Source organism: Streptomyces sp. A0592 (genome assembly GCF_004795115.1).
GTDB lineage: Bacteria > Actinomycetota > Actinomycetes > Streptomycetales > Streptomycetaceae > Streptomyces > Streptomyces erythrochromogenes.
The window spans coordinates 1-13,002 of sequence record NZ_SSBM01000057.1 but is presented as its reverse complement, the minus strand read 5'-3'; the positions used below and the strand labels follow the sequence as shown (position 1 = coordinate 13,002).

The window sequence follows — 13,002 nt, the reverse complement described above, 5'->3', positions numbered from 1 at the left end:
CCGGTCATGATCGAACCGGGTGGACCGTCATGATCGAACCGGCCGACCGACCGGTCGCCGCCCTGGTCAGGGGGTCCGTAGGGGCCCCCGCCGGGCCCTACCTGGCCAAGCCACGGCGGGGCCGCAGCGCGCGCCGGTAGACTTTGTGCTGGTCCGCCCGGCCGTACGCACGTCCTCGTGCCCCCGCGCTGGGCGGCGCAACCCGCGACCGGAGGAGTGCAGTGGCAGCCAAGGACGGGGCATCAGCACCCGGGAAGTCCGGCGCGAGCTCCAAGCACGACGCGCTCATGCGCGCCTCGCTCAGCGCGGTCGCACCCGGTCAGCCACTGCGTGACGGCCTTGAGCGGATCGTCCGGGGCAACACCGGCGGCCTCATCGTCCTCGGCATGGACAAGGCGGTCGACGCCATGTGCACGGGCGGCTTCGTCCTGGACGTGGAGTTCACGGCGACCCGGCTGCGCGAGCTGTGCAAGCTCGACGGCGCGCTGATCCTCGACAAGGACCTCACCAAGATCCTGCGTGCCGGCGTCCAGCTGGTACCGGACGCGTCGATCCCCACAGAGGAGACGGGAACGCGCCACCGCACGGCCGACCGCGTCTCGAAGCAGTGCGGCTTCCCGGTGGTGTCGGTGTCGCAGTCGATGCGGCTGATCGCCCTGTACGTGGACGGGGAGCGGCGGGTCCTGGAGGAGTCCGGGGCGATCCTGTCGCGGGCGAACCAGGCTCTGGCCACGCTGGAGCGGTACAAGCTGCGCCTGGACGAGGTCGCGGGCACGCTGTCGGCGCTGGAGATCGAGGACCTGGTCACGGTGCGCGACGTGACGGCGGTCGCGCAGCGGCTGGAAATGGTCCGCCGGATCGCGACCGAGATCGCCGAGTACGTGGTCGAACTGGGCACGGACGGGCGACTGTTGTCCCTCCAGCTGGACGAGCTGACGGTGGGGATCGAGCAGGAGCGCGAGCTGGTCATCCGGGACTACGTGCCCGAGCCGACGGCGAAGCGTTCCCGCACGGTGGACGAGGCGCTGGCGGAGCTGGACGCGCTGACCCACCCGGAGCTCCTGGAACTGCCCATCGTGGCGCGGGCGCTGGGGTACACGGGCTCACCCGAGACCCTGGACTCGGCGGTGTCGCCCCGCGGCTACCGGCTCCTGGCGAAGGTGCCGAGGCTGCCGGGCGCGATCATCGAGCGGCTGGTGGAGCACTTCGGGGGCCTGCAGAAGCTGCTCGCCGCGAGCGTCGACGACCTGCAGACGGTGGACGGCGTGGGCGAGGCCCGTGCGCGGAGCGTCCGCGAGGGCCTGTCCCGTCTGGCCGAGTCGTCCATCCTGGAGCGCTACGTCTAGCCTGCGGCTCTGCCCGGCCGACCGCCTCAGTCCTGCTTGAGGACGAACGAGGTGCGGGCCACCGGCATGCCGGGGGACTTGACCTCGACCACGTAGGTGTCGGGAGCCGCGGACCCCGCCGGGGGCGTCTGGCACTGGTCGGCCGCGCTGAACCGGCGGTCCCAGTCCAGCGCGTGCTTGGTCTCGCCCTGCGCGGGGAGCCGGAAGAAGGCGTTGCCGGCGCCGGTCGGGCAGTCCGCCGAGGACCACACGGCCTTGTTGCTGCTCGCCTGAAGGATGGTCAGGACGGCCTGCTTCGGGCCCAGATCGACCTTGCAGGTCGTCCCCGAGGTGTTGCGGGCGACCAGTTCGAGGCGGGGCTTCTCGTTCGCCTCGTACTCGTTCTTCGCGCTCTTGACCTCCCACTGGAGCGCGGACGTCGCGCAGGTGGGGAGCGGGGAGTCCGCCGGGACCGCCGCCGGGCCGCCCGCGCCGCCGCCGGAGCCCGAACCGCCGCCCGTTGCGGTGCCGTTGCCCGGTTCGCCGTTCTTGCCCGCGCCGCCGCCCGAGCCGCCCTCGGAGCCGGTGGTGCCGCCGCCCCCGGATTCGGGGCGTCCGCCGGGTGCGGCGCTGATGGCGGGGCCCGTGCCGCCCGGCCCGGGGGTGATCGAGGTGACGGGATCGGGGCGGTCCCCGCCCTTCCCGTTCGTACTCGTCCGCCCTCCGCCGGAACTGACGGTCCATACGGCGAGCAGCGCGAGGAGCGCGACGACTGACGCCAGCACAGCCCTCCGTCGCCAGTAGATGGAGGAGGGGAGCGGCCCGACCGGATTGCGCAGAGATCCCACGAACGGAACCTTACAAAGGTTCGCGGCCCGATCAGTGCCCCACATGCCGCGCAGCGGACTTGATTTGCCGATGATCATCCTGCGGGCCCAAGCGGAAGCGGTGGGAACCGGCCAAAGGGCTGACATGGCCATTAATCCGGTTTCGGTACGTTCGGTGACCATGGACACCTCCGGCCCCTACCGCGCCGTCACCGGCTTCGCCGCCTCCGCACCCGTGTGGGTGCAGCGGACGTTCGAGCTCTGGACGGGGTACGGGCTCTGGCTCTTCGGGGTGCTCCTCGCCGCCGTCTGGTGGCGGGCGCGCGGCCGGGGCGGCGCGCGGGCGGTGGCGCTCGCCCTCCTCGCGCCGGCTGCCACCGCCGTCGCCCACGTCGTGTCGGAGGCCGTGAAGTCCACTGTGGAGGAGGAGCGTCCGTGCCGCGCCGTCGCCGGTGCCGCCGCCCCGCTGATCGGGTGCCCGCCGCCCGGCGACTGGTCGTTCCCCAGCAACCACGCGGCCATCGCGGGCGGCGCGGCCGTCGCGCTGGTCATGGCCGTACGCCGACTCGCGCCGCTGGTGGTGCCGCTCGCCCTGCTGATGGCCTTCTCCCGCGTCTTCGTCGGCGTCCACTACCCGCACGACGTGGCGCTGGGCCTGCTGCTGGGCGGGTCGGTCGCCGCGCTCCTCGTCCTGGCGCTCACCGGCCCGCTGGCCTCGGGCGTCCGCGCGGTACGGGAGGGCGGCGCCGGGGCGGGCGGATCCCGGCCCGGCGGCATCCGGGCGGTCATCCGGGCGGGCGGCATCCGGGCGGGCATCCGGCTGACCGGGCCGGGCCCGGGCGGCGAGTCCGCCCCCGAGGTCCGAAACGTGCCAGGATGCCGTATGCCATGACTGCATCCCCCTCTTCCTCCCCCGACGTGTCGCCGGACGTGTCCCGCGACGGCTCCCCCGACGTGCCCGCCGGCTCCTGCCACGCGCTGCACTCCCCCGTCATCTCGTGGTTCGAGGAGCACGCCCGCGACCTGCCCTGGCGCCGCCCCGAGGCCGGCCCCTGGGGCGTCATGGTCAGCGAGTTCATGCTCCAGCAGACCCCGGTCAGCCGGGTGCTGCCGGTCTACGAGCAGTGGCTCGCCCGCTGGCCCCGCCCCGCGGACCTGGCCGTCGAGGCCCCCGGTGAGGCCGTACGGGCCTGGGGGCGGCTCGGCTACCCCCGCCGGGCCCTGCGGCTGCACGGCGCGGCCGCGGCGATAACGGAGCGGCACGGGGGCGACGTACCGCGGGAGCACGCGCAGCTCCTCGCGCTGCCCGGGGTGGGCGAGTACACCGCCGCCGCGGTGGCCTCCTTCGCGTACGGGCAGCGGCACGCCGTCCTCGACACCAACGTCCGGCGGGTCTTCGCGCGCGCCGCCACCGGGGTCGAGTACCCGCCGAACGCGACCACGGCCGCCGAGCGGCGCCTGGCCCGCGAGCTCCTGCCCGAGGACGAGCCCACCGCGGCCCGCTGGGCGGCGGCGTCGATGGAGCTCGGCGCGCTCGTGTGCACCGCGAAGAGCCCGGACTGCGTTCGCTGCCCGGTGGCCGGGCTGTGCGCATGGCGCCTGGCCGGGAAGCCGGCGCACGACGGGCCGCCGCGGCGCGGGCAGACGTACGCCGGGACCGACCGACAGGTGCGCGGCAAACTCCTGGCCGTCCTGCGGGACGCCGTGGGCCCCGTACCGCAGGCCGTGCTCGACACCGTCTGGAACGAGCCGGTGCAGCGGGCCCGTGCACTCGACGGGCTGGTCTCCGACGGACTGGTGGAGCCCCTCGACGGCGGCCTCTACCGGCTTCCGCAGACGCGACCGCAGGCACAGCCGCAGGCGTGACCGGCGAGAGGGGCGGAGGCGGACGGCGGCGGACGGGAGGCGGTCCGGGAACGGACCGTGCACCGGTCCGCCACCGCCCGTAGCCACCGCTGAAGCTGAGTCAGCAATTCCGCTTGTTGCCGGGAAACCCCAGCTCACAGGCGCTGTTACACAACCTATGGGTGTCCGTGCTCCCACCGAAGGCTGGCTCGCACAGGCCCGTGACAACCCCTCCGTACCGTCGTCCCCGTAAGACAGCGGTGGAGCGGTTGGACGGAACGGAGGCGGTCTGAAATGGCGCAGGCGCATGGCGAGGTACTCGGGTTCGAAGAGTACGTACGCACTCGGCAGGACGCCCTGCTGCGCAGTGCCCGGCGGCTGGTTCCGGACCCCACCGACGCCCAGGACCTCCTGCAGACGGCCCTCGTGCGCACCTACGGCCGCTGGGACGGCATCGCCGACAAGTCCCTGGCCGACGCCTACCTCCGCCGCGTCATGATCAACACTCGTACGGAGTGGTGGCGCGCCCGCAAGCTCGAAGAGGTCCCCACCGAGCAGCTCCCCGACGCGTCCGTCGAGGACGGCTCCGACCAGCGCGCCGACCGCGCCCTGCTGATGGACATCCTCAAGGTGCTCGCGCCCAAGCAGCGCAGTGTGGTGGTCCTGCGACACTGGGAGCAGATGAGCACCGAGGAGACGGCCGCGGCGCTCGGAATGTCGGCGGGAACCGTGAAGAGCACTCTGCACCGCGCCCTGGCCCGGCTCCGGCAGGAGCTGGAGAGCCGGGACCTGGACATGCGTGCGCTGGAGCGCGGTGACCACACCATGCGGTACGAGGGGCGTGAGCGGTGCGCGGCCTGAACGGCCAAGATCTGAACGGCAGGAGCTCTCCCCCCGCATTCAGGGGAAGAGGCAGTCTGGTGCTGATGTCGGCGGGGACCATCGTCCTCGTCGGCACAGCCGTGTTCGCGGTAGGTTGCGCCACCGGAGGCACCGGCCTGCGCGACGGCGGCCCCGCACGCACCGACACCGTCTCCAAGACCGCGCCGACCGATACCGCCCCGGCCTCGGCCTCCGGTTCCGGCGCACCCCTGAAGAAGGTGGACCCGGTCGCGCTGCTCATGGCGGACCCCAAGGTCAGCTCCGAGGTGAAGCGGGACCTCAAGCCCTGCACGGGCAAGGAGTACCCGGTGGACGTGAGCTACGGGAAGGTCACCGGCGGTCCGGTCACCGACATCGTCGTGAACGTCCTGTCCTGCGCCGATGCCCTGGGCCGCGGCTCCTACGTGTACCGGGCGGACGGCGGCAAGTACGAGAATGTGTTCTCGGACGAGCAGCCACCCGTCTACGCGGAGATCGACCGGGGCGACCTGGTGGTCACGAAGCAGGTCTACGGAAAGAGCGACACGCTCGCCTATCCGTCGGGCGAGGACGTGATCACGTACCGCTGGAACGGGGAGAAGTTCACCGAGCAGGACCGGGTGCACTCGGAGTACAGCAACGTGGTCGACGGCGGCGTCCAGCCCGCCCCGGCCACGAGTCATAAGAACTGAGCAAGAAGAACTGAGGCGAGGCTTGCGCATGGCCGAGACCCATGTCCTGTTCGTGGAGGACGACGACGTCATCCGTGAGGCCACGACCCTGGCGCTGGAGCGCGACGGGTTCGTGGTCACGGCCATGCCCGACGGCCTGTCAGGCCTGGAGTCCTTCCGCGCGCACCGGCCGGACATCGCCCTGCTGGACGTGATGGTGCCGGGCATGGACGGCGTGAGCCTGTGCCGCCGCATCCGCGACGAGTCCACCGTCCCCGTCATCATGCTGTCGGCGCGCGCCGACAGCATCGACGTGGTGCTGGGCCTGGAGGCGGGCGCCGACGACTACGTCACCAAGCCGTTCGACGGATCCGTGCTCGTCGCCCGGATCCGCGCCGTGCTGCGCCGCTTCGACCACTCCGGCGGCCCGCAGAACGGCGCAGCGGGCGCCTCCGACCACGACCCGGACGCCGAGCGCGGGGTGCTCTCCTTCGGCGACCTCGAAGTGGACACCGAGGGCATGGAGGTGCGCAGGTCGGGCGCCCACGTGGCGCTGACGCCGACGGAGATGCGGCTGCTGCTGGAGTTCTCCTCGGCGCCAGGCACCGTCCTGTCGCGCGACCGGCTCCTGGAGCGGGTCTGGGACTACGACTGGGGCGGTGACACCCGCGTCGTGGACGTCCACGTCCAGCGCCTGCGCACCAAGATCGGACAGGACCGCATCGAAACGGTCCGGGGCTTCGGATACAAACTCAAAGCATGAGACGGTTCACCCTCCGCACGGGGATCCGCTGGAAGATCACACTGGCCATCGCCGCCGTGGGCGCCCTCGTCACGATCGCGCTGAGTCTGGTGGTGCACAGCGCTGCCCGCGTGTCGATGCTGGAGAGCGCGCGCGATGTGCAGCTGGAACGCGTGCAGTTCATCTCCCGCAACGCCGAAGCCGGGCGCAAGCCCCCCATGGGGGCCAAGCTCAACGACCCCGAACTGCCCGTCGAGCTGCGGCAGAAGGCGCAGTCGGGGCGGCGCGGGACCTACGTCCAGGAGCGGCCGCACGGGCTCCCCGAGGTGTGGGCCGCCGTACCGCTCGGGAACGGGATGGTGCTGTCGCTGCACACGCCGTTCCGGGAGAGCACCACCCTGCTCACCGACCTGGACCGGGCCCTGGTCATCGGCGGCCTGTCCGCCGTGGTCGCCGGCTCGGCGCTCGGCGTGCTCATCGGCGGACAGATCTCGCGCCGTCTGCGCAAGGCCGCGGCCGCCTCGCAGCGGGTGGCGCACGGTGATCCCGACGTACGCGTCCGGGACGCGGTCGGCGGTGTCGTCCGCGACGAGACGGACGACCTCGCGCGGGCCGTGGACGCCATGGCCGACGCGCTCCAGCAGCGGCTGGAGGCCGAGCGGCGGGTGACCGCGGACATCGCGCACGAGCTGCGGACCCCGGTGACGGGCCTGCTCACCGCTGCGGAACTGCTGCCGCCGGGGCGGCCGACGGAGCTGGTCCGGGACCGGGCGCAGGCGCTGCGCGCGCTGGTCGAGGACGTGCTGGAGGTCGCCCGGCTGGACAGTGCCTCGGAGCGGGCGGAGCTCCAGGACGTGGCGCTGGGCGAGTTCGTGAGCCGGCGCGTGAAGGCGCTGATGCCGGAGGCGACCGTACGGATCGTCGCGGACGAGGTCGTCAGCACCGACCCGAGGCGGCTGGAGCGGATCCTGGGCAACCTGCTCGCCAACGCCGCCCGGTACGGGCAGCCGCCGATCCAGGTCGACGTCGAGGGACGGGTCGTACGGGTCCGCGACCACGGGCCGGGCTTCCCCGAGGCGCTGCTGCGCGAGGGGCCGAGCCGGTTCCGTACCGGGTCGACGGACCGCGCGGGCGTGGGACACGGGCTGGGGCTGACCATCGCGGAGGGTCAGGCGCGGGTGCTGGGCGCCCGGTTGACGTTCCGCAACGTGGCGGCTCCGGGTGTGCTGGACCGCTCGCCGACTGCGGCGGGCGCGCCCACCGGAGGGGCGGCCGGAGCGGTCGCGGTGCTGTGGCTGCCGGAGCACGCGCCGACGGCGACGGGCAGCTTCCCGGTTCTCAAGCTGCCGCCGGCCTGACGGACGGCACCGGGCTGTGCCCCCCGGCGGGGGCGTGACCTAGGCTCCGTGCCATGACCGACGGCACGAATCCCCCGAGCAGCCCGCAGCCCGAGCCCGCCCCCGGCAGCGGCTACGGGTTCCCGTCGGGACCGCCCGCCCAGAACGGCTACGGCTACGGCTACCCGGTCGGCGGCGCCGGCCACGGCTACGGCTACCCGCAGTCCGAGCAGCAGCCGAACCCGTACCAGCAGGAGGCGGACGGCGGCCAGTGGCCCCCGGCCACGCAGCCCCAGCCGGTCCAGCCGGGCTTCACACGGCTGGCCGGCCCGGACATACCCGGCGCGGCGCAGCAGCCGGACTGGGAGGCCATGGCCGAACGGTCCGATGCCGAGCGGCGCAAGAAGAAGAAGAAACTGTGGATGCTGGGCGCCACGGTGACCGTACTGGCGCTCCTCGCCGGCGGTGGAACGTTCTTCCTGCTGGGCCGCGGGGAGGGTGCGGACGCTACCGACGCCAAGCCCTCGACGTCGACGCCGGCCTCGCCCGGACCGGAGGAGTCCAAGTCGCCCACGGCCTACACGGCGACCGTCGCGGGTGACGACACCCTGCTGCGCGACAGCTACGGGCAGACCGGCATCCGGCTGGGCCCGGACCTCAAGATCGGCCCGGTGGGCAAGCGGTTCCAGGTCATCGGCAAGGGCAACGGGAACTCGTGGGCGCAGTCCGCCGAGCCCGTCGTCGACGTGACGAAGAGCTTCACGGTCACCGCGCGCGCCTACAGCTCCGCCGCCAAGGGCTCGCGGATCGCCATCAGCCAGGGCGACGGGGAGTCCTACTCGTTCGAGCTCGGCGTGAACGAGGTGAACGGCAAGCAGGCCTGGATCTTCCGCGTGCAGACGGGCGACAAGGGCGCCGAGGCGACCACGCGGACCGTCGCCGCCGAGGGGCTCACCATCCTCAAGACGCCGACGCTGCTGATGGCCACGTACGACGCGGAGAAGAAGGCCATCGCCCTCTACGTGGACGGCAAGAAGGCCGGCGAGACGCCGGTCCCGACGATCTGGCAGGCACCCGGCCCGCTGCAGCTCGGCCGGTCCAGGCACCACGACATCTGGACCGGGCCGTGGCAGGGCGGCCTGCACAACATCAAGGTCTACGACATGGCATTCACGCAGGAGCAGGCCGCCGGCTACAAGGAGGGCAAGCTCTCGCCGGCACCGAAGCCGGCCCACGCCTGGCTGCTCACCTGACCCGACCTGATCAGGGACGACCTGATCGGAGACGACGACGCCGACCGGCCACGAGGGCCGGTCGGCGGGTCACGAAGAAGATCGCGCGTGGGTCAGATGCTGACGCCGTTGGTGCGCAGGAAGGCCACCGGGTTGAGGGCCGAACCGTAGTTCGGGGTGGTGCGGATCTCGAAGTGCAGGTGCGGGCCGCTGGAGTTTCCGGTGTTGCCGGACAGGGCGATGCGCTGCTTGACGGAGACCTTCTGGCCGACCTTGACCTGGATCTTCGACAGGTGCGCGTACTGCGAGTACTTGTTGTTGGCGTGCTTGATCACGACGGCGTTGCCGTAGGCGGGGCCGTCGCCGCCGCCGTTCGGGCCGGCCTTGACGACCACACCGGCGGCCGCGGCGTTGACCGGGGTGCCGACCGGGACGGCGAAGTCCTGGCCGGAGTGCTTACGGGCCCACATGCTGCCGCCCTTGCCGAAGGTCGCGGACAGCGTGTACTTCTCCAGCGGCTTGTCCCACAGGCCGGCCTTCTTCTTCGCCGCCGCGGCGACGTCGGCGGTGGCGGCGGTGGCGGCGGCGGGAGCCGTCTGCGGGGCGTCGGCGAAGGCGGCGGTCGTCCCGGCCCCGAGAGCCAGCACAGCACCGAGGGTTGCGCCGACGGTGATACGGGTAGAACGGGTGATGACGCGCTTCGCGGACATAGAGCAGACCTCCGGGGCCGGGGACATGGGCGATCACGCCCGTCTCGGGCATGAGGTGACCCGGCACGCTGAGCGCTGCGCCGGGTTGGCTCATCTTTGGTAACCCGGATGTCCGGAGTTCCCCAAACGTCCTCGTTTACTACCGGGGCTCGTAGCCGTGCCAGGGTGACGTGGCCCGTTGACGGGATTCACCTGGGGGTAAGCCCTCTCCGCACGACCCTTTTGATCTACGAAACCCCCTAGTATGTCCGAATTATCCTGTGCCGCTTGTCACCGGCCTCCGGCGTTCAGGACCACGCGAATGTGACCGGGGCTACGCTCCGACCTCGTGGACGCAACAGCAGCGGGGATCCGGCTGGCTTCGGCGGTCGTGGGGCCCCTGATCAAGAAGCTCTTACGGACCGAGGGCGCGGGCGCGGGCCTGGTCGACCGTCCGCAGCGCATCTCCTCCTACGTCTCCTGGCGGGAGAAACACGACCTCGACGCGGCGGACCTGCGCAAGCTTGCGGACAGCCTGGTGCGCGAGGCCCTGCGGGCCCCCGGCGAGCGACCACTCCCACCCGGCGAGGAGGCCGGGGTGGCGGCGGCGCTCGCGGCGACCCTCCACGCCCTGGGCGACCTCACCCTCTCCGACGTGGAGGCCGTCCGGCTCGGCCCCGAGGCCTTCGCCCGCCGGCTCCGGGCCGCCGCCCCGCGCCCCGGGCTCTCCCGGGACGCGGAACTGTTCCACGACCGCCTGGTCGAACTGGCCTGCCTGCACATCCTGAACTTCTTCACCCAGCGCTCCACCTTCGTGGCGGCGACCCTGGTCGAGCAGAGCAGGCTGCACGCCGAGACCATCGCGAAGGTGGACGAGCTGCTGACGCGCCTGCCCCGCCAGGACGGCCGGGACACGGCCTTCGAGGACCGCTACCTCGCCTACGTGGCCCGCCGCCACTCCACCCTCACCATTTTCGGCCTGGACCTGGAACCGGGCTCCTCCCGCTGGCCGCTGGACGCGGCGTACGTGAGCCTCACGGCCCGGTCCGCCGAAGGGGACGAGGACGAGATCACGCGAAACCCCACGCCACGCTTCCTGCCCGCCGAGCGGCTCTTCGCCGACCACGACCGGGTCCTGCTGCGCGGTGATGCCGGATCCGGCAAGACGACGCTCATCCAGTGGCTGGCCGTCTCCGCGGCCGCGGGCCCCGGCCGCGGGGTCATCCCGTTCGTCCTCCCCCTGCGCACGCTGACCCGGCACGGCGAGCGGCTGCCCGCGCCCCGCGACTTCCTCGCCGGGACCCCGCTGGCCGGGGAGGCCCCCGAGGGCTGGGAGAGCCGCGTCCTGCGCGACGGGCGGGCCCTGCTGCTGGTCGACGGCATCGACGAGATCCCCGAGGGAGAACGGGACGGCGCCCGGGACTGGCTCGCCGACCTGATCACCGCCTATCCCGGCAACCGCTGGCTGGTGACCTCCCGCCCCTCTGCGGTCCGGCGGGACTGGCTCTCGGGCGAGGCCTTCACCGAGGTCACCCTGGACCCGATGAACCCGACGAACGTACGGGCCTTCATCGAGCGCTGGCACACCGCCGCAGCCGCCCCCGAGGGGTACGCCGACCTGCTGCTGGACTCCGTACGCACCAAACCGGACCTGGCCCGCCTCGCCACCAATCCGCTGCTGTGCGGTCTGATCTGCGCCCTGCACCGCGAGCGCCGCGGGTTCCTGCCCACCGGCCGCAAGGAGCTGTACGCGGCCGCCCTGTCGATGCTGCTGCACCGCCGGGACCGCGAGCGGGGCCTGCGGCGGCCCGACCTGGCGGAGGAACCCCAGCTCCAGCTGCTCCAGCGGCTCGCCCACTGGCTGGTCCGCAACGGCCGCACCGAGATGGACCGGTCCCGGGCCGAGGCGCTGATCGCTGACGGACTGCCCGCGGTACCGGCCGCCCGTGTCCTCGGCGACGCGCGGGCCGTGTTCGCGCACTTCCTGGAGCGCACCGGCCTGCTCCGGGCCCCTACGGTGGACACCGTCGAGTTCGTGCACCGCACCTTCCAGGACTTCCTGGGGGCCCGGGCCGCCCTGGACGAGGGCGGCGTGGACGAGCTGGCCCTGCACTCGGACGACGACCAGTGGGAGGACGTCATCCGCATGGCGGTCGCCCAAGGCCGCCCGCGCGAACGCACCCAGATCATCCGGGCCCTGCTGGACAGGGCCACGAACCGGTCCGTGCTCCTCGCCTACGCCTCCCTCCAGTACGCGGCCGAGCTCGATCCCGCACTGCGCGCCGAGGCCGAAGCCGCCGTACGGCACCTGCTGCCTCCCCGGAGCGAGCAGGAGGCCGAGGAACTGGGCCGGACCGGACCGCTGGTGCTGGAACTGCTGGCCGACCCGGCGACGGCGGACGAGCACGAGGCCCTGATGGCCGTCACGGCAGCGGGCGAGACCCTCTCGGAGCTGGCGATCCCCTACCTGGCCGGCTTCCGCGCCACGACGTCGGACCGGGTCCGTGCGGCCCTCGTCTCCTTGTGGGTCCGCTTCGACACCCGGGAGTACGCCCGCGAGGTCATCGAACGCCTCGACCCCGCTCCGGCGGCGCTGCGAATCGGCAGCGACGAAGAGGCCGACGCCCTGCACGCGTTCGAGCGGCAGCCCGGGCTCTACTTCACAGAGGGGGTGTCCTACCGGGCCATGTCCGAGTTGTGCTCCCGCGTCCAGATGTCGTACCTGAGCCTCAACGTCTCGGACATCCGCGACCTCGTCTTCCTGCGCGGGCAGACCTCCCTCGCGAAGCTGGAGATCGTCAGGTGCACGGGGCTCACCGATGTGACGGGTCTGCGCGGCCTGCCCCTGGAGGCGGCCCTTCTCCACCTGTCCCTCCCGGGCCTGCACGACGTCATATCGAGCTGGACCCGCCTGCGCTCGCTGGCGTTGTACACGGATCTGCCCTGGTCTGCCAGCGGTCTGTCGTCCGAGGCGGGCTTGGAGAGCCTGCTCCTGAACACTCCGACGGTCGACGTAACCGGTCTGGGCCGGCACACGGGGCTGCGCACCCTGCACCTCGGACACCGCTGGCGACCGGCCGGGCCGACGGACTGGGCGGAGGTGTCGCGGCTCGAACAGCTGGAGGTGCTCTCCGTATCGGACGAGGTGCTGGAGGGGCTCGTCGAGCACGTCCGGCTGCCGTCGCTGCGGACCCTGCGGCTGTACGGGGATGAGGAGCTGCCGCCCCGGCTGGAGGAACGGCTGACAGAACGGTTCCCCAACGCCGACATCGATCCCTACCCCACGGTCTACGAGCAATGACCGGCCGACACGCAAAGGGGCGGCCCCGGAACCGTGAGGTTCCGGGGCCGCCCCTTGTGGTGCTCGGCGCACCTACGCGTTACGCGCCCTTCGACAGGTCGGGGCCGGAGCCCGTGGCCTCGATCGGGGGAAGGTCGGGCAGGGCCGACTTCTCCTCGCCGCGGAAGGTGAA

General features: G+C 72.4%; 11 protein-coding genes. 9 read left to right on the top strand and 2 right to left on the bottom strand.

All coding sequences use genetic code 11. The features are described 5' to 3' along the window. The first annotated feature begins 221 nt into the window (after positions 1-221). Positions 222-1,346, top strand: a complete 1,125-nt coding sequence (disA, locus tag E6U81_RS37030; RefSeq protein ID WP_031147823.1) for a DNA integrity scanning diadenylate cyclase DisA — start codon at positions 222-224, stop codon at positions 1,344-1,346. Positions 1,347-1,372: 26 nt separating this feature from the next. Here the strand turns inward: disA and E6U81_RS37025 are convergent, their stop codons facing one another. Beyond that, positions 1,373-2,110: a hypothetical protein gene (locus E6U81_RS37025; protein WP_346766201.1), complete on the bottom strand. Its 738-nt coding sequence runs from the start codon at positions 2,108-2,110 to the stop codon at positions 1,373-1,375. A gap of 223 nt (positions 2,111-2,333) precedes the next feature. On the opposite strand from E6U81_RS37025, the gene E6U81_RS37020 reads away from it, so the two are divergent. The 7 genes from E6U81_RS37020 to E6U81_RS36990 all read left to right on the top strand — a co-directional run bounded on the left by E6U81_RS37020 (position 2,334) and on the right by E6U81_RS36990 (position 8,861). Continuing rightward, entirely contained in the window at positions 2,334-3,044 is a 711-nt protein-coding gene (locus E6U81_RS37020; protein WP_136234386.1) for a phosphatase PAP2 family protein, read from the top strand. Next, positions 3,041-4,018, top strand: coding sequence for an A/G-specific adenine glycosylase (locus E6U81_RS37015; protein ID WP_136234385.1), 978 nt, complete (start codon positions 3,041-3,043; stop codon positions 4,016-4,018). Before E6U81_RS37020 ends, E6U81_RS37015 begins: the two co-directional genes overlap by 4 nt. A 273-nt stretch (positions 4,019-4,291) precedes the next feature. Continuing rightward, positions 4,292-4,858 (top strand): SigE family RNA polymerase sigma factor, encoded by a 567-nt coding sequence (locus E6U81_RS37010; RefSeq protein WP_030763752.1) that lies wholly within the window; start codon positions 4,292-4,294, stop codon positions 4,856-4,858. A gap of 65 nt (positions 4,859-4,923) precedes the next feature. Next, a complete protein-coding gene (locus E6U81_RS37005; RefSeq protein ID WP_136234384.1) occupies positions 4,924-5,550 on the top strand; it encodes a hypothetical protein in 627 nt (208 codons plus the stop codon). Between the two features lie 28 nt (positions 5,551-5,578). Next, complete coding sequence (gene cseB, locus E6U81_RS37000; RefSeq protein WP_136234383.1) at positions 5,579-6,292, top strand: two-component system response regulator CseB; 714 nt, start codon at positions 5,579-5,581, stop codon at positions 6,290-6,292. Then, the gene (gene cseC / locus E6U81_RS36995) at positions 6,289-7,629 is read left to right on the top strand and encodes a two-component system sensor histidine kinase CseC (protein WP_136234382.1); all 1,341 of its coding nucleotides are present in this window, start codon (positions 6,289-6,291) and stop codon (positions 7,627-7,629) included. Before cseB ends, cseC begins: the two co-directional genes overlap by 4 nt. A gap of 53 nt (positions 7,630-7,682) precedes the next feature. Then, positions 7,683-8,861: a LamG-like jellyroll fold domain-containing protein gene (locus E6U81_RS36990; protein WP_136234381.1), complete on the top strand. Its 1,179-nt coding sequence runs from the start codon at positions 7,683-7,685 to the stop codon at positions 8,859-8,861. 92 nt (positions 8,862-8,953) lie between these two features. Here E6U81_RS36990 and E6U81_RS36985 read toward each other — a convergent pair whose 3' ends face one another. After that, positions 8,954-9,550, bottom strand: a complete 597-nt coding sequence (locus E6U81_RS36985) for a M23 family metallopeptidase (protein WP_136234380.1) — start codon at positions 9,548-9,550, stop codon at positions 8,954-8,956. A gap of 328 nt (positions 9,551-9,878) precedes the next feature. Between E6U81_RS36985 and E6U81_RS36980 the strand changes: the two genes are divergently transcribed. Then, positions 9,879-12,830, top strand: coding sequence for an NACHT domain-containing protein (locus E6U81_RS36980; protein ID WP_136234379.1), 2,952 nt, complete (start codon positions 9,879-9,881; stop codon positions 12,828-12,830). The last annotated feature ends 172 nt before the right edge of the window (positions 12,831-13,002 follow it).